The following is a 22,158-nucleotide window of genomic DNA, read 5'->3' on the forward strand; positions in this document are numbered from 1 at the left end:
GGGGAGGAACAGCAGATGGTAGATTTTATAAAAGATAATTTAATTCTCAATGATCCAATGTTACTCGGGGCGAATATATCGATTCTTTTAACGATGATTGGAATCATATTTGTCCTAACATATTTTAAAAAGTGGAAGTGGCTTTGGACTGAGTGGCTAACAACGGTCGATCATAAGAAAATTGGAATTATGTATATTATTGCGGCAATTTTGATGCTTTTCCGTGGTGGCGTGGACGCTTTGTTAATGAGAGCACAATTAACTGTGCCAAATTCCGATTTATTGTCATCACAGCATTATAATGAAATTTTCTCAACACATGGCACAATCATGATTATCTTTATGGCAATGCCATTCTTAATCGGATTAATGAATGTCGTAGTTCCTTTACAAATAGGTGCACGCGATGTTGCATTCCCATATTTAAATGCTTTGAGTTTTTGGTCCTTTTTCTTTGGTGCGATCCTCTTTAATATTTCATTTGTATTTGGTGGGTCACCAGACGCAGGGTGGACCAACTATGCTCCACTAGCAATTGAAGGAAGTCCTGGACCAGGGATAAACTATTATTTACTTGGTTTACAAGTATCAGGAATAGGGACACTTTTAACAGGTATTAATTTAATTGTAACGATTGTTAAAATGCGTGCGCCTGGTATGACATTGCTAAAAATGCCAATGTTTTCATGGACCACACTGATTACATCTTTTATTATTGTTTTTGCTTTTCCAGTATTGACAGTCACATTAGCCTTAATGACATTTGACCGATTATTCGGAAGTCATTTCTTCACGATGGCAGATGGAGGGATGCCGATGCTCTGGGCAAACTTGTTCTGGATCTGGGGCCATCCTGAAGTTTATATTGTTGTATTACCAGCGTTCGGTATTTTCTCGGAGGTTATAGCAACTTTTTCCAAAAAGACTTTATTTGGCTATAAATCTATGATTATATCACTAGTAGCTATATCAGGGTTAAGCTTCTTGGTTTGGGTTCATCACTTCTTTACAATGGGTGGAAGTGCAGCAGTCAACTCTATCTTCTCAATCACAACGATGGCGATTGCGATCCCGACAGGTATAAAAATCTTTAACTGGTTAGCAACTCTTTATAAGAGTAAGATACAATTCACAACAGCTATGATGTGGTCACTTGGATTTATTCCTACATTTATCATTGGTGGAGTAACAGGTGTTATGCTTGGAATGGCAGCAGCGGATTTCCAATATCATAATTCATATTTCCTTGTTGCTCACTTCCATTACACGTTAATAGCCGGTGTTGTCTTTGCATGTTTCTCAGGCTTAGTGTTCTGGTATCCAAAAATGTTTGGCCATAAAATGAATGAACGACTTGGTAAATGGACATTTTGGTTCTTTACCATTGGATTCAATGTCTGTTTCTTGCCGCAGTTCTTATTAGGATTTGCTGGGATGCCAAGACGTGTTTATACGTATGGACCAGAGGATGGCTGGACTGGGTTAAACGTAATATCAACAATTGGCGCTATAGGTATGGGGATTGGCTTTATCATCTTCGTTTATAACGTTTACTATAGCTTCCGTTACTCTAAAAGAGAAACAACAGGAGATGCATGGAACGGTCGTACACTTGAGTGGGCAACGACTACAGCCATTCCTCCGCATTATAATTTCGCGATTGTACCTGAAGTGAAAGAGCTAGATGCTTTTTGGCATATGAAGCAAGAGCGTAAAGCAGGTAAGATAGAAGAAAAGGTCGAGTATAAAGAAATCCATATGCCTAGTTATTCAGGTAGACCAATTATCATGTCTGCTTTCTTCTTTGTAGCAGGCTTCGCATTAGTCTTTGAAATTTGGTGGATGGCCATATTAGGTGGTATTGGCGTATTAGCTTGCCTGGCTCTTCGTTCTCTTAGCTCAAATAAAGAAGATGAGGGCTTCCATGTAACAATTGAAGAAATAAAAAATAATGAACAACAAAATAAGGAGGCGTGATTTATGGCACATGTAAATGATCATATAAGTCCTAACACGCCCTTGGAATATCAGTCTGAGATTGGTCGACTGAATATATTTGGTTTTTGGATTTTCTTGGGTGCAGAGGTGGCCTTATTTGCAACGATCTTCGCGACATACTTTGTTCTTAATGGATCAACAGCCGGTGGACCAATGCCAACTGAACTGTTTGAATTAAAAGGTGTACTCATTATGACGTTGCTCTTGTTAACAAGTAGTTTCACTTGTGGGTTAGCGATTCATGAAATGAGAAGAAATAATGTAAAAGCTATGATTGTTTGGTTGATGATAACCTTATTATTCGGCTTAGGCTTTTTATATATGGAAATTAATGAGTTCATTCACTATGTACACGAAGGTGCTACACTTGGGACGAATGCCTTCTGGTCTGGATTCTACTTCTTGACCGGTACCCATGGACTTCACGTTTCTCTTGGGATAGGTTGGATGATCTTGATTATCGTTCAAGTATTTAAAAAAGGTTTAACCCCAGATACAGCTAAAAAAGTCTTTATATCCAGTCTATACTGGCACTTTTTAGACTTTGTATGGATCTTCGTATTCACTGGTGTTTACCTATTAGGGTTGGTGGGATAAATGACAAAAAAAGTAGAAAACCATAATCATTTTCCATGGTCACATGTAATTGGATACCTGCTTTCTATTGCTTTAACATTTTTGGCGGTATGGTTGGGAATGTATACGGATCTACCGTTAAAGACAATTATCATTATCGTATTTAGCCTTGCGTTTGTTCAAGCAGCTATTCAACTATTTATGTTCATGCATGTTGCAGAAGGTGACAGTAGCATTTGGCAAATTGGGAAAATGATCTCTGCTGCTTTTATTGCACTTGTCATTGTTGTTGGTACTGTTTGGGTTATGACATCTATGCATTAGATGTAGTTTAAGCATGAGTAAGGGGTAATCCCTACTCATGCTTTTTCTTATGTTTAAGGATCTTTTGTAAAGGGTTTGTTGCTATAGCATGATAAAAAAATAATATTGGATTTTTATACTGGAAATAGAAGTTATTTTCAAAGTGAAGAACAAAGTAATATAGCTAATAGAGCACGAAGTTGCAAAAGATAATCAATAGGTACTGTGACTATTACTATATCTTTCATAATAGATTTTGCTGCTGTCATACAAACATGCTTGTATTGGTTAAATATTATTTAATTCTATATTGTGCAAACTATTGATTTATGATATATTTTATTTGCAAGATTAGTGCAAACGATTTCCTAAACTAATTTCACAGATTAATAGGTTGGTTTTTAGATAATTACGATTATTTTCATAAAAATAGGCTTGTAATCGGGTAAAATCGTCTATAACTAATTAATTTATTTGTATTTCTGTCTAATGATGTGCAATCGTTTTCCTAACCAACGAATTATTTTTAAAAAAATGGGGGTTTTATAATGGGTAGTAAAAAGGTATTTTTAGGGCTTTTCTCAATTATGTTTCTTGTAAGCGTTGTATTATCAGCTTGTTCTTCTTCAAGTGAAGACAGCACAGGCGGTTCAGGATCTGAAGAGCAAGTTACATTAGATGTTTTTCAATTTAAGGTAGAGTTTAAAGATCAATTTGAAGCTGTAGCAGAACAGTATCAAGAAGCAAATCCAAATGTAAAGATTAACATTCAAACTGTTGGTGGTGGAGAAGATTACGGTGCAGCATTACGTTCGAAATATGCATCAGGTGATGAACCAACAATTTTTAATATCGGTGGACCTACAGATGTAATTGATTGGGAAGATAGCTTAGCAGATTTATCAGATACAAAAGCAGCTGGTTTGGCACTTGAAGGTACACTTGATGGTGTCACAAAAGATGGTAAAGCACTAGGATTACCTTTTAACCAAGAAGGATATGGATTAATTTACAATACTGAAATCTTTGAAGAGGCAGGAATTAATCCTGATGATATTAAAGATATGGCTTCTTTAGAGGAAGCAGTAAGTACATTAGATCAGAAAAAGGGAGACCTTGGTCTTGACGCTGTATTCGCTTTTCCAGCTAAAGAAACATGGGTAACTGGTCAACATTTAGCAAATGCATTTATTGCACCTGAATTTGAAGGGAATGTAACGACAGCGTTTGAATCTAAAACGGTTAGTTTCGAATATAGCGATGCAATGAAAAACTTCGTTGATCTACAAAATAAATATTCAGTACAACCTACTATAAGCCTTGATTACTCTCAACAAGTTGAAGAGTTATTCTCTACTGGTAGAGTTGCGATTATTCAACAAGGTAACTGGGTGTATGGCTCTATTGCAGGTATTGATGAAGATTTAGCTAACAATAAAGTTGATTTCTTGCCAATACCAGTACCAGGATATAAAGAAGATTCAATCCCAGTTGGCGTTCCAATGTACTGGGCTGTAAACAAAAACAAAGATGAAAAAGTTGTGGAAGAAGCTAAAAAATTCTTAGATTGGTTATATACATCTGACGAAGGTAAAGAAGTTGTCTTAAATGACTTTAAATTCGTTCCAGCATATGAGGGCTATGATGCCTCGAAAATTACAGATCCACTTTCAAAATCAGTTTACGAATATTCTGAAGCAGGGAAAACAATTGGTTGGACCTTTAGTGGATACCCATTAAACTGGGCTCAAAACGTTTTGGGTGCAAATATACAAAAGTATCTAAGTGATGAAGCGAGTTGGGATGAAATAATCGAAGAATCAAAATCAGCTTGGGAAGAAACTAGAGCTGAAGAATAAAAGGGCTAACTAAGACAAAGTAGCAATTAAAGCTACTTTGTCTTTTGAGAAGGCTCTTTTCTAAAAGTTTGTTACTCTAGGACTAATAAAAATCGACTTTTGGATTTTTATTATGTAAATTCAAGCAATCTCCAGAGGGGTATCAGAGTCATTTAGCGAAAAGAGCACGGTGATAAGCTTAAAACGTGTACATGTGTACTTTGTATGGAAAGCAACAATCTTTGCAAAAACAGCCTTTGAGAAATATACTACAAATTTTAATATACTAATATACTTAGTTGTTGTGGCCTAGCATTATATGGGTCTAGGCCACTCCATAATAGAAAGCAAAGCTTGCCTTCTATTATGGAGTGGCTTATTAACCCAATTAAAAGGCTTAATCATTTTTAAAAAATACGACTCTGTTTATAACATGGAGGGAAATACATGCGCACAAAGGATTTGGCCTACTGGCTATTTTTAGCTCCAGTTTTACTAGCATTACTATTAGTCATTATCATACCATTAATGATTGGAGCTTATTATTCATTTACAGATTGGAACGGAATTAAAGTAGATTCATTTGTAGGATTTGAAAACTATATTGACTCTTTTAAAGATAAAGAATTCATCGCTTCATTATGGTTTACTGTAAAATTTTCAGTTGTATCTGTCATTCTCACAAATGTCATTGGCCTTTCACTAGCATTAATTGTTACAGCAAAAATTAAATCTAGTAAGTTGTTAAGAACAGTATTTTTTATGCCCAACTTAATTGGAGGGTTAATTCTAGGCTTTATTTGGCAATTTATATTCATTAAAGTGTTTTCTGGAATCGGTGAAACATTTGGTATTGAAGGTCTTAAAGGATGGCTTTCAACGACAGAAACTGGTTTCTGGGGTTTAGTTATCTTAATGAGCTGGCAAATGTCAGGTTATATCATGATTATTTATATTGCATATTTAGAGGGATTACCTAGTGAATTACTAGAAGCTTCTGAAATAGATGGAGCTGGACCTTTCCAACGCTTCCGTTATATTATTTTCCCACTTGTTGCACCTGCATTTACAGTAAGTATGTTTTTAACTTTATCTAACTCATTTAAATTATATGATCAAAACCTATCACTAACATCTGGTGGCCCATATAATTCGACGCAAATGGTGGCAATGGAAATTTTTAAAACAGCATTCGCAGAAACGGATATGGCGTATGCCCAAGCAAAGGCGGTTATTTTCTTTATAATTGTTGCAGCGATTTCCTTAACGCAGGTTTATATCAACAAGAAGAGGGAGGTTGAAATGTAATGCGTAGAAATAAGCATCTTCCTATAGAGATTTTAGGAATTATGTTAGCGGTTATATGGCTTGCACCTTTTTATCTAATGATTGTAAATTCACTTAAAACAAAAAGGGAAATTTTCACGAACGTCCTTCGATTACCTGAGGAGTTTACCTTTGATAACTATTTAGAGGCATTTGAGCAGTTAGATTTTATCCAAACTTTCTTCAACTCTTTGGTTATTACTGTGATCAGTGTGCTAATCATTATTGTTTTCTCTTCAATGGCTGCATATGCGTTATCACGGAACAAAAGTAAGGTGAGTACAATCCTGTTTATGGTTTTTGTAGCAGCGATGTTAATACCTTTCCAATCTGTTATGATTCCACTTATAACTGTTTTCGGTCAAGCTGATATGCTAAATCGAGTAGGTTTGATCGTAATGTATCTTGGGTTTGGAAGTAGTTTATCGATTTTTCTATTCCATGGAACGTTAAGTGGGATATCAAAATCATTAGATGAGGCAGCAATAATTGATGGGTGTAATAAATTCCAGGTTTTCTGGTATATTATCTTCCCAATATTAAAGCCAATCACAGTTACTGTTGCGATTTTGAACATCATTTATATTTGGAATGATTACTTATTACCTTCATTAGTAATCAATCAAGAAGGTTTACAAACGATTCCATTAAAAATGTTCTTCTTTTTTGGTGAGTATACAAAACAATGGCATTTAGCATTAGCAGGATTAACAATTGCGATTATCCCAGTAATCATTGTTTATTTCATTGCACAACGAGAAATTATTAAAGGTATTTCTGAAGGTGCGGTAAAATAGGATTAATGATACGGTTTAGAATTTAGAAACCATTCCGTCATTATTGAATGATAAGGCGAATATCTTAAATTTCTTAATAATTAAAGTGGTATTAGCGAAGTCCATCATTAAGAATGAGAAAATTTATCTTGTATGATGCAGGAAAGGGTGTTATTTATGAGGAAGAAAGATAAATCTCGTTTTGTGAACACCCTGGAAAGGTAAGGAGGCAGCAATGATTGTTACAATAAAAGATGTTGCAAAAAAGGCAAATGTAGCACCTTCAACGGTGTCAAGGGTTATTGCAAATAGCCCTAGAATAAGTGAACAAACAAAAAAACGTGTCCGAGAAGTCATGGAGGAATTGGGGTATTATCCTAATTTTCAAGCGCGTAGCTTAGCTGCAAAAAGCACTCAAACGATCGGTGTGATTATGCCCAATTCTGCTTACCATGCTTTTCAAAATCCCTTTTTTCCTGAGGTATTAAGAGGAATTAGTTCCAATGCACATACTAATAAATATGGAATCTATTTGTCGACTGGTTCCACTGAAGAGGAAATATATAATGAAGTAACTTCGATGGTACAAGGAAGACGTGTAGATGGAGTCATTTTGCTCTATTCACGTATTAACGATAAAACAATGAAATTTTTACAAGAAACAGACTTTCCATTTACTGTTGTAGGAAGACCAGAGCAAAATGAGGAACGGATTACCTATGTTGATAATGACAACATTTATATAACAAAACAAGTAACAAATTATTTAATAGAATTAGGTCATCGAAACATTGCCTTTGTAGGGGGAAGTCTTGACTTTGTTGTAACGATAGATCGGTTAAATGGCTACAAATTAGCATTAAACGAGGCTGAAATTCCTTTTAATAAGCAATATATGGTACATGAGGAATTTATTAAAGATAATGGTCGGGAAGCGATCGAATCACTTATGGCATTGGATTCACCTCCAACAGCGCTAGTAACACAGGATGATTTAATTGCATATGAAATGATTGGGCATCTAGAAGATATGGGCATTCAAGTACCAAAAGATATCTCTATCGTTAGTTTTAATAATCTTATGTTATCAGAACATTCGAAGCCCCCAATTACATCAGTTGATATATGTATCTATCAACTTGGATTTGAAGCAACAAATTGTTTAATTGAAAAAATAAAGATACCAGATACATTACCTAAAAGGATAACAATACCAACTAAATTTATCGAGCGTAAATCTTGTGAACAAATGCAGCAATCGAATAGGTGATATTCAGTAAATAGAAAACCAGACATGAGCCATGATTATTTACATTCACTTCAATCAAGTCATATCACTACAGAAAATTAACGTAAAAAAGTGAGGAATCAACATGAAAAAATTATGGTGGAAAGAGGCTGTAGCTTATCAAGTTTATCCTAGAAGTTTTATGGATTCAAACGGTGATGGGATAGGGGATCTTCCAGGAATGATTTCTAAATTAGATTATATAAAAGATTTAGGAATTGATGTTATTTGGATTTGTCCAATGTACAAATCACCAAATGATGATAATGGTTATGATATAAGTGATTATCAAGATATTATTGCTGATTTCGGAACGATGGCTGATTTTAATCGATTATTGGAAGAGGTACATAGTCGAGGAATGAAGTTAATTATTGATCTAGTGATTAATCATACAAGTGATGAACACCCTTGGTTTGTTGAATCTCGGTCATCAAAGGATAATCCAAAACGGGATTGGTATATTTGGCGCGATGGTAACGACGGTAAAGAACCAAATAACTGGGAAAGTATTTTTAGTGGTTCTGCATGGCAGTATGATGAGAACTCAAAACAGTATTATCTACACATTTTTTCAGGTAAACAGCCAGATTTAAATTGGGAAAATCCGGATGTGCGAAACTCTTTATACGACATGGTTAATTGGTGGCTTGACAAGGGAATCGATGGCTTCCGTGTTGATGCAATTAGTCATATAAATAAGGAAGCAGGATTAGCGGATATGCCTAATGAAAAAGGACTGAAATATGTACCTTCTTTTGATAAGCATATGAATGTTGATGGCATCCATAAGTATCTTCAGGAACTCAAAGAGGAAACCTTTTCGAAGTACGATATCATGACTGTTGGAGAGGCAAACGGTGTGAAGGCGGAAAATCATGAGGATCTTGATCAATGGGTAGGAGAAGATAACGGTAAATTTAATATGGTATTCCAGTTTGAGCATCTATCTTTATGGGATGCTGGAAAAAAGAAAAAGTTAGACATCGTAGAGCTAAAAGAGGTATTAACCAAATGGCAAAAGGGCTTAGAAAATAAAGGCTGGAATGCCCTATTCATTGAAAACCATGATCAACCGCGTCGGGTGTCAACATGGGGAAATGACAAAGAATATTGGTATGAAAGTGCCACTGCACTAGGGGCAATGTATTTCCTTATGCAAGGGACACCATTTATTTACCAAGGTCAAGAAATTGGAATGACAAATGTGAAATTTGAAAATATCGATGATTATAATGATGTTGCTACTAAAAATCTTTACCATTACCAGCGGGAAGCAGGAGTAGCACATAACGAGATAATGGATGTCATTTGGGCTTCCAGTCGAGATAATTCGCGGACCCCAATGCAATGGTCTTCAGATAGAAATGCTGGTTTCACAACAGGAATACCATGGATTGGTGTCAATGAAAATTACCAGGAAATAAATGTTGCAAAACAACAACAGGATGAAGGTTCAATTCTTCACTTCTATAAAAAAATGATCCAGTTAAAGAAAGAAAACTTAGTTTTCACATATGGAAAGTATGACCTTATTCTAAATGATCATACGCAAATTTATGCTTACACACGGACAATGGAAAATGACAAAGTTTTGATCCTATCGAATCTATCTGATAGCTCAGCATCCTTCGAAGAGTCTCCTAATTTCTCCTTCCGCTCAGAAGACTTATTATTAGCTAATTATCAGGTGTTTGAGCATGGAGCGCTTAAGAAGATTACATTAAATCCTTATGAAACTAGAGTTTATCGAATACATGTTTGATTGAACAGGCATATTACATTTTTGTAATATGCCTGTTTTTTGTCTTGTTTTCATTTCTATGATTATTTAAATAAAGTTTCTAAGAAGATTTTCCTGACATTTGATAGTAAATAAGACTTCTCTATTCAATCTCTAGACCACCATTTATCGGAAAAGTTCATTAAAGTTCATGTCCATTTATGGCTATGATAAGATAAAAGAACGAAAGATGGAGGGAGTCATCGTATGCAGCAACATGATTTTACGAACGGGAAGATTATGAGGCAAATCTGGATCTTCTCGTTACCTATTATGCTGACAAATCTATTACAGGTATCCTATCAATTTATCGATAGTCTTTGGGTTGGTAACCTTCTTGGTGCAAATGCATTAGGAGCAATAGCTGTTTCTAGTACAGTCATTTTTACAATTCTATCATTTATTATCGGACTAAATAATGCGACATTAACGATCCTTTCACAGCAGAAGGGGAGAGGGAATAACAAAGGATTAAAAAGCTTTATCAATGCATTTGTCGTTCTTCTATCGTTTTTTTCTGTTTTATTAGGAGTAATAGGATTCATCTTTTCCAAGAGCATATTAATTTTTCTTGGTACACCGGAATCGATGGTTCCTGAAGCGACTATTTATCTACAAATTAATTTTATTGGAATATTGTTTTTATTTGGTTACAATTTTATTGGAACCGTTCTTAGAGCGCTTGGTGATAGTAAAACACCAATTCGGTATGTCATGATTGCCGTTTTATTAAATGCCGTTTTGGATCCGATTTTTCTATATGGTTTTGATTTAGGCATTGAGGGTGCAGCCATTGCAACTATTTTGTCGCAAGGTATTGCGTTCATCTATGGGATTTATGATTCTATTAAACGAGCACTAATTCCGTTTATCTTACCTAAAGTACCAAGGAAAGATGAGGTTTTTACGATTTTAAAGCTAGGGATCCCATCAGGCTTACAAATGACGGTTATCTCCGCAGGTGTAATGGCTATTATGAGTGTTGTAAACTCCTATGGAAATGATGTAGTGGCAGGTTTTGGTGCTGCTCAAAGGATTGATAGTGTGATTATGCTGCCAGCTATGGCTCTTGGTACAGCAGTTAATAGTATGGCAGGACAAAACATTGGAGCGAATAAATGGGATCGAGTTCATCAAATTGCGAAATACGGTGTTCTGTTCAATTTATTTATCATGGTAATTATTAGTATGTTTGTTGTCGTATTCGCTGAATTAGCAATTAGTCTTTTCATTCATGAAAAAGAAGCGGTACATTATGGGATGCGTTACTTACAGATTATTGCACTCTTCTATCCATTTCTTGGTATTAACTTTATTTTAAATGGAATTGTCCGAGCAGCAGGTGCCATGTTCCAAGTGTTAATGTTAAATGTGATTTCCTTTTGGATTCTTCGTTATCCATTATCCTATCTCTTTTCGAAATGGTTTGGGGAAAATGGGATTGCGATAGGTATGGGACTTAGTTTCGTAGTTAGTAGTGTGATCGCTTTTAGTTATTATAAGTACGGAAAATGGGATAGAATCAAAGTAGCAAAAACAAATGAAAATTAATTTCACATTATTTGCACTTTTTCTATATATAATAGACTTATAGTCTTGACAGTATGATAAATACTAGGCATAATAATAAAAAAATCGGAGAACGTTAACGGAGGATTAGTACGCGTACCTTTTGGTTACAGAGAGTGAAGTTTATCAGCTGTAAGACTTCATAACATAAAAGCCGCAGAACCTACCACCCTTAGTCTTATGTAAACATAGGCGTGTTCCTCACGTTACGAGGATCAAGTGGGATGTGAATGGCGACCAGAGAATTAACGTTTTTGAAACTTTATTCTTTAGGTAGTATTATTTATATCCAAACAAGGTGGTACCACGGAATAGAGCTCTTTTCGTCCTTATTATTAGGATGAAAGGGGCTTTTTTTTAGTAGAACGCTAATTTTTCTCCCCTATCTTAATTCTATGGCTAGCCAGGCATTTGTAAAACTTAATGGAGGATAGAAATCATGGATAAAAAACGGATTGTTGTCAAGATAGGAAGTAGTTCCTTAACAGACTCAAAAGGACAAATAGATAATGTGAAGTTGTTAGACCATGTACAGGCAGTGGCAGCTTTACGTAAAGCAGGTCATGAAGTATTGCTTGTTTCATCAGGTGCTGTCGCAGCGGGTTTTTCTAGGTTAGGTTACCCAGCTCGACCATCCACCTTGAAGGGAAAACAAGCAGCTGCGGCAGTAGGTCAAAGTCTTCTTATTCAATCATATATTGAGCAATTCAGTCATTTTGATATCATACCAGCTCAAATACTCCTTACGCGAAACGACTTCTCGAAACAAGGACGTTATAAAAATGCCTATGCAACAATTACTGAGCTCTTAGACCGTGGAATATTACCAATTATTAATGAAAATGACTCTGTATCAGTTGAGGAGCTTACATTTGGTGACAATGACATGCTTTCTGCACTTGTAAGCGGGCTAGTACACGCTGGTCAGCTTATAATTTTAACAGATATTAATGGTTTGTATGATGCAAATCCCAGAATGAATCCATTAGCAAAAAGGATAGACTTCTTGTCAGATGTAACTGAAGAAATGCTCCAAGCTGCAGGGGGAGCGGGGACTAAGGTAGGGACAGGAGGGATGAAATCAAAAGTAATGGCAGCAAAAACGGCCATAACCCTAGGTGTTCAGGTCTTCATTGGTTTAGGTAAAGGTAGTGAAAAGCTAGTAGATATTATCCAGGGTAATGGAAATGGTACCTATATTGGAAAAGACGGGTTAGCTGCGATACCAAATAGTAGACAATGGATTGCTTTCCATTCAGAGGTGTCTGGGAAAGTTTTTGTAGACCAGGGGGCTGAGGATGCCCTGCTTTACAAAGGGAAAAGCCTATTACCTGCCGGTGTAATTGAAATTCAAGGTTCATTTAAAAAGTGTGAAGTTGTCGAAGTAATCGGACCGAGTGGTTTACTCGGTAAGGGAGAGGTGCTCTTTTCTTCTGATGAGTTGAAAAAGGTCATGGGGAAACGCAGTGAAGAGTTAAGTAAAGATGAAGTGTTATCATCAATTGTCGTTATACATCGAAATAAATGGGTTAAAGCTTAGGAGGAGAAACCAATGAGTGAGATTTTACAAAAAGGTAAAGCCGCTAAAGAAGCAAGTTATGTGATGGTCGATATATCAACGGAGGAAAAAAACCAAGCTATTGCAAATATTGCAGAACAGCTGTTAGTCGATCGAGGGTATATATTAGAAGAAAATCAAAAGGATCTTGAATCAGGCCGAAAAAATGGCCTATCTGAGAGTGTGCTAGATCGTATTATGTTAAATGAAAAGCGTATTTATGATATGACTCAAGCGATTCGTTTACTAATCGAACTAGAAGATCCAATTGGTGAAATAGTAGAAACAATAAATAAGGATAATGGTCTTCTGATAAAGAAGAGTCGTGTACCAATTGGTGTAATTGGTATGATCTACGAAGCACGACCAAATGTGACGATTGATGCAGCAACACTGACATTAAAAACAGGAAATGCGGTTATTTTAAGAGGAAGTTCTTCTGCGAGCTATACTAATCAAGCACTTGTTCAATCAATTCATAAAGCATTAAGCACTAGCAATGTACCTGTAAACGCTGTTCAATTAATTGAAGATACGAGCAGAGAAACAGCGAAAGAACTTTTCCATTTAAAAGAATTCTTGGACGTATTAATACCACGTGGCGGTAAAAGTCTAATTGACACAGTTGTCAGAGAGGCCACTGTACCAGTCCTAGAAACAGGAGCTGGTAATTGCCATCTATTTATTGATGGTTCGGCTGATTATAAAATGGCAGAAGATATCGTCATTAACGGGAAAACACAGCGACCTTCAGTATGTAACGCAATTGAAACTGTTCTAATTGATGCTAATTGGTTTACCCTATATGGAAAGGATTTGCTTGACGCCTTACATGGCCACGGGGTGGAAATATACGGAGATGAAGTGGTTAGAGCTAGCTATAGCGCGGCGAAGCCTGCCACAGAAGAAGATTGGTCCACAGAGTATCTAGCATTATCGATAAGTGTTAAGATTATTAATAGTGTTGATGAGGCAATTACACATATTAATCATTACGGAACAAATCATTCTGAAGCGATTATTACTAAAGATGAAGCAAATGCTAGCAAGTTTTTGATGAAAGTTGATGCGGCAGCCGTTTATCATAATGCTTCAACACGATTTACAGATGGATCGGAATTCGGATATGGAGCAGAAATTGGGATAAGTACTCAAAAGCTTCATGCAAGAGGTCCAATGGGGTTACCTGCCCTAACATCCACTAAGTTTTTAGTTTATGGAACAGGCCAGATTCGACATTGAATGACTAAAAAAGAATTTTTCACAAGATAAAGTAGCTTGCCAATTCTTATGGTAGGCTTCTTTTTTTTTAAGGTAAGAGGTGACCAAAAATGTTGGACTTAGTAGCTTAGTCCAATGCCGTGATAAAATAAACAGTAAGGATAGACTGATAACTACTAATTTAACTATTGCAAACATATAGGAGGCTTAAATATGGACTGTATAAGCTATTATCCACAAGGTGATTGTGCGATAACAATCAGCTTTGGGAATGAAATCGATAAAGAGATCCATCGGAAGGTAACAGTTTTTACTGATTACGTGAAAACTGAGGCAGTCCCATGGTTGGTTGAGGTCGTACCAAGCTTTGCTTCTGTTACTGTTTACTATGATCCAAATAAAGTTAAGCTGATAACACCTAACAAAACACCTTATGATCAAGTTGAGTCAGAACTTAAATCCAAGCTATTCAATTTGCCATTAACAATTAATGAGCGATCTAAGACAGTGATTATTCCAGTATGCTATGGTGAGGAGTACGGTCCAGATTTAAAAGAAATAGCAGATTATCATCAACTTACAGAACAAGATGTCATTTCTATTCATTCCGGACAAAAATATGTCGTTTATATGATAGGTTTTGTTCCTGGTTTCCCTTATTTGGGTGGGATGTCAAATCAAATTGCAACACCTAGAAAAGCGACCCCTAGTTTAAAACTTCCAGCTGGAAGCGTCGGTATTGGTGGAGAACAAACAGGAATTTATCCGATTGATAGTCCGGGAGGGTGGCATATTATTGGCAGAACACCGTTACAACTTTTTGATAAAGAAGCTACACATCCTAGCTTATTAAAAGCAGGAGATCTTGTGCAATTTAAACCTATTACACCAGAACAATTTCTAAGATGGGAGGTTTAAAGTAACATGTCACTTAAGATAATTGACGAAGGAATGTTAACAACTGTCCAAGATTTAGGGAGAAAAGGCTACCTGCAATATGGGGTGGTTAATTCTGGGGTAATGGATGAAATTGCTACCAGGTTGGCCAATTCTCTTCTGGGGAATGAGGAAAATGATGCTGTTTTAGAGATGACCCTCCTTGGACCAACAATATTATTTGAAAGTAATTATTTGATAGCGATCTGTGGTGCGGATTTATCAGCCAAGATAAATGGAGAATTTGTACCGTTATGGAGACCGATATACGTTAAGAAGGGTAGCATCCTTCATTTTGCGCGTCCCAGAGAGGGATGCCGTGCGTATTTGGCAGTAGCAGGTGGAATAGATGTACCGGTCGTTATGAATAGTCGAAGTACCTATGTGAGAGGTGCGATCGGTGGGTATAAAGGCCGCGAACTACATAAGGGTGATGTCCTTGATCAAAGAGAAATTACAAATAGTCGTACACTAAGCATAATGGAATACCTTGGTAGCCGAATTGGTTTAAAAACATGGCAAACCGTAGATTGGTCGATAAGTTCGAAATTAATACCTAATTATAAAAAGGATCCAAAAATTCGCTTTATAAAGGGTCCTCATTATCACCTTTTTACAAAGAAGTCTAGGGAACAGTTTAATAATGAAGCATACTTAGTCACACCACATTCAGATCGGATGGGATATAGATTGTCATCTATTAGGTTAGCGTTGAGCAAACCATTAGAGCTTTTGTCAGAAGCTGTAACTATGGGGACAATTCAAGTTCCGAGTGACGGCAAACCAATCATTTTGATGTCAGATCGGCAAACGATCGGTGGTTATCCTAAAATTGGCTATGTAGCAAGTGTTGATCTTCCACTTTTAGCTCAGGTTATTCCAGGTGGTAAGCTTAGTTTTGAGGAAGTGACTACTAAGGAAGCTCAAAATCTCCTCATAGATAGAGAACAGCAACTATCAGTAGTAAAAGTAGGAATTTCATTAATGTATAGGGGTTTGAAAAATGCATAAAATTGATTTGAATTGTGATATGGGAGAGAGTTTTGGAAAATATACGATCGGTTCTGATGAACAAATAATTTCGGCTATCACATCAGCTAATATAGCATGTGGATTTCATGCAGGTGATCCAGCTACGATGAGAAAAACAGTAAACTTAGCTATGGAACATTCTGTGTGCATTGGAGCACATCCAGGTTTAGATGACTTAAGTGGATTTGGAAGAAGAAATATAGCAATTACACCACAAGAGGTTTATGATCTTGTTGTTTACCAAATCGGGGCACTTTATGGTTTTGTCGTAGCAGAAGGTGCTGTGTTACAACATGTAAAACCACATGGAGCATTATATAATATGGCAGCGGTAAACAGAGAACTAGCAAATGCAGTCGCTGAAGCAGTGTATAAGATAAATCCTGAGCTTATATTATACGGTTTATCAGGAAGTGAATTGATAAGTGCAGGGAAAAGGCTAGGCTTAAAGACAGCAAACGAAGTATTTGCGGATCGAACGTATCAAATAGATGGAACATTGACACCTCGCTCTAAAGCAAATGCATTAATAAAAGATGAAAAAATGGCAATTGCCCAAGTCCTAAAGATTGTTAAAGATCAGAGGGTAATTACGACTACCGGAGAAGAAGTTCCTATTAGGGCAGACACAATATGTATACATGGTGATGGGGAGCGTTCAGTTGAATTTGCAAGTAAAATAAACAAGACACTTAAGGAACAAGGTGTAAATGTACAAACAATTTAGATGGTGAAATAAGGGAAGTTTAATATTTTATTATAATCTTTAAGCAAGCATGTTTTCATAAGGCTCTTTTCTAAAAGTTTGTTGCTCTAGCACGAATAAAAATCGGCTTTTGGATTTTTATGATATAAATTGAAGCTATCTCCAGAGGGATATTAGAGTAATTTAGCGAAAAGAGCACGAAGATATAGTTAAAACGTGTACATTAGTACTTTGTACGGAAAACAACAATCTTTGCGAAAAAAGCCTTTCATAAAGCCTACTTTGTTTCAACAAGTTTGGATTCACTTCTTATATTTTTATTGTTAAAATCTTAAAATATGAAGGCATTATTGTGCACAGCCGGTTATTTAGCTGCAAAGGAATTTCATAAGAAGATGGAGAAATAAAATCTTTTAAAGCAGTTGTGAAGATTTCAATTGTAAATGGTACAGATTGAAAAACTAGTTAATATTCTTTCTGTTTTATCAGCATGAATATTAACTAGAACTTTTTATGTAAATAATAACTCGAATAAGAGGAAGAACTTTGTCAATAAAACTAGTTTTATTGGTGATATTGTTATTTTTATAGAGTGAATAGTAATTATTTAAAACAAATCGAAAAAGGAAACCGGTTTATATAAAAAATGAGAAAAAAATGAAATAATAGTTGATTTTTCCGAATATTGGTTTTATAATTTGGATTGTAAACGGTTTCTGGTAACTAATAGGCATTTTATTTATAAAATTTAGAAACCGATTTCCTTAATAAAAAGGTTAATAGGTTAATAGTTTTATTAATTGATTTTAGGAGGTGATCGTTACTCTAGATATTGAATCAGTTACTGATGTCATTTTGCTATAACTGTTAAATTTATTGAGAATATAGGGGGAAAATAATCATGAAAAGTATGAAAAAATGGCTTTTATTAGGGGTAACATTGGTCCTTACATTTTCACTAGCTGCTTGTAACTCTGGAGGCAGTGAAGGCGCTTCAAATGATGAAGAAGGTGGAAAAGAAGAAGAAATAGAATTAAACTTTTGGTCATTTGGTGCAACTGGATATGAAGAGTCAATAAAGGAATATGAGAAGGAACATCCAAACGTCAAGATTAAATTTAAAACATCTGAAACTGCTGATCACCATGATGCATTATTTACATCTTTATCAGCTGGTAGTGGAGCACCAGATATAGCATTACTTGAGATTGATCAATTTGACAGATTTAAAGTAGCGCAAGATCGTTTTAACAACTTATATGATCTAGGTGCGAAAGACATCCAAGACCAATACCTTGAGTGGAAATGGGATGGCGGACAAAATAATGAGGGTGACTTCTTATTCGGTCTTCCTACTGATATAGGTCCAAAAGCACTTTATTATCGTACAGATGTTTTTGAAGCTGCAGGTTTACCTACAGACCCTGCTGAAGTAGAAAAGATCATCACTTCTCCAGAAACATTTAAAGAAGTTGCTTTAACTGTTAAAGAGAAAACTGGAAAGCCTTTCATTGATACAATTGAAATGGCTTACAGAGCTTATTTAGATCCAGCGATCGAAACATACTTAAATCCTGAAGGTGAATTAATTGCTGATAAAGAAGGAAGTAATGTTAAAAAAGCATATGATTTTGCTATAGAACTATGGGACGAGGGACTTGTTGGACCTACAGAAATGTGGTCAGCTGAATGGGCAAACGGTGTTAAACAAGGTGATTTCGCTGGTGCATTAGGTGCTGGTTGGTTCTTAGGTTGGTTGAACACAAATGCTCCGGAAGCTGAAGGTAAATTCAAAGTTGCTAATCTTCCTGATGAATTTGCAGCAAACTGGGGTGGTTCATACCTATCAATTCCAAAAGAATCTGAACATGCTCAAGAGGCTTATGATTTCTTAGAATGGTTAATTTCACCTGATAGCCAATTGAAAACATTCCAGAACACTGGTTTATTCCCATCTGCTCCAGCTGTTTATGATATGGAAGCATTTAAGACAAGCGAAGAAGAGTACTTTGGTGGTCAAGTATCTTCAGTAGTATTTGCTGAAGCTGCGCAAGATATTAAAGGAGCACCTTTCAAGGGAGAAAAATACTTCCCAGTACATGAAGAAATTACAAATGCATTACTTAATGTACAAAATGGTGGAGACCCTGAAGAAGAGTGGAAAAAGGCAATAGAAAAATCAAAAGATTTAGTAAGTAGATAATAGTACCATTTGGGTATGGGCTCTTTGTGACTCCATACCCTACTTAATTAACGTAGGAACGGGGAGTGAAAATGAACTCTATAAAGGAAGAAAAAGTAAAGGGAAATATAGTACCTGAAAATGGAAAAGGTAAAAAACAGAAGAACTCATATTCAGAAGAAAAGAAAGATATGATTTCGGGCTATTTGTACATTGCGCCTTTTTTCGTCATTTTCGCTGTTGTTGGACTTTATCCCGCATTATTCAGTATTTATTTAGCATTTCAAAAATGGAATGGATTAAGTCCAATGAGCTTTGTAGGACTCGATAACTTTGTTGTTGTCTTAACGGATACTCTTTTTTGGAAATCAATCTATAACACGATTGTTATAGGGTTAATGGGTACGGCACCTCAATTAGTTGTAGGGATTATTTTAGCCTTCTTATTAAACTTATCGTTTCTCCGATTTAGAAATTTCTTCAGAGTGACGATCTTCATGCCTTATATTACATCTATGGTAGCAGTAGCACTTATCTTTAGTGTTATTTTTAGTAATCACGAATCTTCATTAGCTAATTACATGATGGGGGTATTCGGCTTTGACCCAATAAACTGGCAATCTAGCGAATGGGGTACAAAAATTGCAATATCCATCATGGTGTTTTGGAGATGGGTTGGATATAATACGATTATTTATCTTGCTGGTATTCAAAGTATATCGAATGATTTATATGAAGCGGCAACGATTGATGGAGCTAATAAATTTCAACAGCTTATCTATATTACGATGCCACTATTAAAGCCTTTTATCATTTTAACAGTCTTTTTCTCCACGGTCGGGGCTCTTCAATTATTTGCAGAACCAACTGTATTCTTAGGGAATAATGCTTTTACAAGGGATGAAGCTTTAACAGTTGTTATGTATTTATACCGTGATGCCTTCAAATTACAGTCATTTGGTACGGCTTCTGCAACTGCGATCATCTTATTGTTTATTATTATTCTATTTTCTGCCATCAATACATTACTTACAGCAGGTTATGGTAAGAAAAGAAAGGAGAAAATCTAATGCAAGAGGTTGGTGCGAAAAAGAATTCATTTAGCAAAATATTCATGTATATATTTTTATTAGTTGCATCATTGTTTTCACTATTTCCATTTTATTGGATGTTTGTAATGGCGACTCGACCTAGTACGGCGTATAACTCTATACCACCGACAATAACACCTGGTAATTTGTTAGTTGAAAATTTCCAAAAGGTCTTAGAGCAAATTGATTTCTTTGGATCAATGTGGAATACAATCATCCTTTGTGTGTCCGTTACTGTTGTCGTGCTATTAATAAGTTCGTTGGCGGGATTTGCATTTGCAAAATTTAAATTTCCTGGGAAAAACATCTTTTTTGTGGGTATCTTACTGACAATGGTTATTCCACCACAATTAGGACTCATCCCTCAATACTACTTAATATCTAAAGCTGGTTTATTAGATACATTGCAGGGGGTTGCGATCTTATCCTTCTTAAATCCATTGGGTATCTTCCTAATGAGACAATATGTCAGTGGTTCAGTGCCAGATGAATTAGTCGAAGCTGCGAAATTAGACGGTTGCTCTAACTTTAGAATTTACCGTAGCATCGTGCTACCGATTATTTTACCTGCATTTGCGACATTAGGTATTATCGTCTTTACTGCAGTATGGGGAGAATTCTTATGGCAATTTACTGTCCTAAGAGATCCTGAGATGTATACAATTCAAGTAGCGTTAGCTTCATTAAGTACTTCATTTAAAGTTGACTTCGGTATGATTTTATCAGGTGTTTTCTGGGCAACAGTACCATTGATTGTCATATTCTTATTCTTTAATAGATTATTTATCTCTAGTATTACTGAAGGTGCGGTTAAGTAATAAGTAAAAACACTCTCTTAAGATTGAATCAATTTAGAATTATTAGTAATCTAACAGAAGGTAAACAAATTTATTAAGAAGGCGTAGATGGGATAAAAATGAACCTTACAATAAAAGACATAGCAAAAATGGCAGGAGTATCCCCAGCAACTGTATCAAAAATAATTAATAACTATAGTGGTATTAGTGATAAAACGAAGAAAAAAGTAATGGATATCATCGGTGAGACAGGTTATCAACCAACTTTTTCCGCTAAATCACTAGCTACTAAAAAGTCCAATTTAATTGGTTTGATATATGCCGGAAAAGTAAATGTCGACTTTACACATCCGTTTTTTAATGAGGTCGTTACTTCATTTAAAAAGGCAATCGGTCTGTTAGGTTACGATATTATTATGTTTTCAAATGAACGTTTTTATCAAGATAATGGTAGTTACTTAGCTAGGTGTAGGCATTTTCAAGTAGACGGATGCCTAATTATTGCTGGTGAAGAAATAGAAGATGCTATTTACGAACTAGTCGATAACGGTATCCCGTGTATGGGAATCGATTTAGAAATAACGGGTTCAAAATCAAGCTTTGTTATGACTGATAATGTTAATCTTGCTACTAAAGTTGTACAACACCTCTATTTACATTCGATACGAGATATAGGTTTTATTGGTGGGAAGAGGGATTCGGCCATTGCGATGTTTCGTGAGCAAGGTTTTTTAAAGGCTATGAATCAATTAGGACTTGAGGTTAATCAAGATTGGGTAAAGTACGGTGATTTTCATGAAGAAAGCGGATATGAGGTTATGAAGTTAATACTAAAGAGTGAACCTTATCCACAAGCCATTTTTGCTGCCTCAGATTTGATGGCATTTGGAGCAATAAGGGCAATTAAAGAAATTGGATTAAGTGTTCCTCATGATATCCGTATAATTGGCTGTGATGATATCGATGCATGTCGTTATAGTTCACCGACGTTAACAACTATAAAACAAGACAAGGATCGCCTTGGAAAACTAGCTGCCAATATGTTAAACGATTTAATAAATGATAGTCCTCAATTGAAGCCTATATTTATCGATTCAGAATTAATTATAAGAGAATCTTGTGGTAGTACGGCAGCTTTTAAATAGAGGCACTTTTCTAAAAGAATATAGTTAATTGAT

At 35.7% G+C, this 22,158-nt stretch carries 18 protein-coding genes; all 18 read left to right on the forward strand.

The window, feature by feature from the left end:
• Positions 1-15 precede the first annotated feature (15 nt).
• The 18 genes from qoxB to AC6CHR_RS03825 all read left to right on the forward strand — a co-directional run bounded on the left by qoxB (position 16) and on the right by AC6CHR_RS03825 (position 22,125).
• Positions 16-1,977, forward strand: a complete 1,962-nt coding sequence (gene qoxB / locus AC6CHR_RS03740; RefSeq protein ID WP_498247143.1) for a cytochrome aa3 quinol oxidase subunit I — start codon at positions 16-18, stop codon at positions 1,975-1,977.
• A 3-nt stretch (positions 1,978-1,980) separates the two neighbouring features.
• A complete protein-coding gene (gene qoxC, locus AC6CHR_RS03745) occupies positions 1,981-2,595 on the forward strand; it encodes a cytochrome aa3 quinol oxidase subunit III (protein WP_498247144.1) in 615 nt (204 codons plus the stop codon).
• Positions 2,596-2,898 (forward strand): cytochrome aa3 quinol oxidase subunit IV, encoded by a 303-nt coding sequence (gene qoxD / locus AC6CHR_RS03750; RefSeq protein WP_498247145.1) that lies wholly within the window; start codon positions 2,596-2,598, stop codon positions 2,896-2,898. It begins immediately after the preceding gene.
• Between the two features lie 527 nt (positions 2,899-3,425).
• Entirely contained in the window at positions 3,426-4,736 is a 1,311-nt protein-coding gene (locus tag AC6CHR_RS03755; RefSeq protein ID WP_498247146.1) for an ABC transporter substrate-binding protein, read from the forward strand.
• Between the two features lie 426 nt (positions 4,737-5,162).
• Positions 5,163-6,023 carry a carbohydrate ABC transporter permease gene (locus tag AC6CHR_RS03760; RefSeq protein WP_498247147.1) on the forward strand — a complete coding sequence of 287 codons (861 nt, stop codon included), beginning with the start codon at positions 5,163-5,165 and terminating at the stop codon, positions 6,021-6,023.
• Positions 6,023-6,838 carry a carbohydrate ABC transporter permease gene (locus AC6CHR_RS03765; protein WP_498247148.1) on the forward strand — a complete coding sequence of 272 codons (816 nt, stop codon included), beginning with the start codon at positions 6,023-6,025 and terminating at the stop codon, positions 6,836-6,838. Before AC6CHR_RS03760 ends, AC6CHR_RS03765 begins: the two co-directional genes overlap by 1 nt.
• A 214-nt stretch (positions 6,839-7,052) precedes the next feature.
• A complete protein-coding gene (locus tag AC6CHR_RS03770; protein ID WP_498247149.1) occupies positions 7,053-8,087 on the forward strand; it encodes a LacI family DNA-binding transcriptional regulator in 1,035 nt (344 codons plus the stop codon).
• A gap of 103 nt (positions 8,088-8,190) precedes the next feature.
• Entirely contained in the window at positions 8,191-9,870 is a 1,680-nt protein-coding gene (locus AC6CHR_RS03775; protein ID WP_498247151.1) for a glycoside hydrolase family 13 protein, read from the forward strand.
• Positions 9,871-10,095: 225 nt separating this feature from the next.
• Positions 10,096-11,439: an MATE family efflux transporter gene (locus tag AC6CHR_RS03780; protein ID WP_498247152.1), complete on the forward strand. Its 1,344-nt coding sequence runs from the start codon at positions 10,096-10,098 to the stop codon at positions 11,437-11,439.
• Between the two features lie 457 nt (positions 11,440-11,896).
• The gene (proB, locus tag AC6CHR_RS03785; protein WP_498247153.1) at positions 11,897-12,997 is read left to right on the forward strand and encodes a glutamate 5-kinase; all 1,101 of its coding nucleotides are present in this window, start codon (positions 11,897-11,899) and stop codon (positions 12,995-12,997) included.
• A 12-nt stretch (positions 12,998-13,009) separates the two neighbouring features.
• The gene (locus AC6CHR_RS03790) at positions 13,010-14,257 is read left to right on the forward strand and encodes a glutamate-5-semialdehyde dehydrogenase (protein WP_498247154.1); all 1,248 of its coding nucleotides are present in this window, start codon (positions 13,010-13,012) and stop codon (positions 14,255-14,257) included.
• Positions 14,258-14,449: 192 nt separating this feature from the next.
• Positions 14,450-15,154 carry a 5-oxoprolinase subunit PxpB gene (gene pxpB / locus AC6CHR_RS03795; RefSeq protein WP_498247155.1) on the forward strand — a complete coding sequence of 235 codons (705 nt, stop codon included), beginning with the start codon at positions 14,450-14,452 and terminating at the stop codon, positions 15,152-15,154.
• Positions 15,155-15,160: 6 nt separating this feature from the next.
• Positions 15,161-16,183: a 5-oxoprolinase subunit C family protein gene (locus AC6CHR_RS03800; RefSeq protein WP_498247156.1), complete on the forward strand. Its 1,023-nt coding sequence runs from the start codon at positions 15,161-15,163 to the stop codon at positions 16,181-16,183.
• Entirely contained in the window at positions 16,176-16,931 is a 756-nt protein-coding gene (locus tag AC6CHR_RS03805) for a 5-oxoprolinase subunit PxpA (protein ID WP_498247157.1), read from the forward strand. The genes AC6CHR_RS03800 and AC6CHR_RS03805 overlap by 8 nt, the downstream gene beginning before the upstream one ends.
• 880 nt (positions 16,932-17,811) lie before the next feature.
• Positions 17,812-19,113, forward strand: a complete 1,302-nt coding sequence (locus tag AC6CHR_RS03810; protein WP_498247158.1) for an ABC transporter substrate-binding protein — start codon at positions 17,812-17,814, stop codon at positions 19,111-19,113.
• A 170-nt stretch (positions 19,114-19,283) separates the two neighbouring features.
• Positions 19,284-20,162 carry a carbohydrate ABC transporter permease gene (locus AC6CHR_RS03815; RefSeq protein ID WP_498247199.1) on the forward strand — a complete coding sequence of 293 codons (879 nt, stop codon included), beginning with the start codon at positions 19,284-19,286 and terminating at the stop codon, positions 20,160-20,162.
• Positions 20,162-21,001, forward strand: coding sequence for a carbohydrate ABC transporter permease (locus tag AC6CHR_RS03820; protein WP_498247159.1), 840 nt, complete (start codon positions 20,162-20,164; stop codon positions 20,999-21,001). Before AC6CHR_RS03815 ends, AC6CHR_RS03820 begins: the two co-directional genes overlap by 1 nt.
• 98 nt (positions 21,002-21,099) lie before the next feature.
• A complete protein-coding gene (locus tag AC6CHR_RS03825; RefSeq protein ID WP_498247160.1) occupies positions 21,100-22,125 on the forward strand; it encodes a LacI family DNA-binding transcriptional regulator in 1,026 nt (341 codons plus the stop codon).
• Positions 22,126-22,158 lie beyond the last annotated feature (33 nt).

It is taken from the genome of Metabacillus sp. GQ13, from assembly GCF_059758525.1.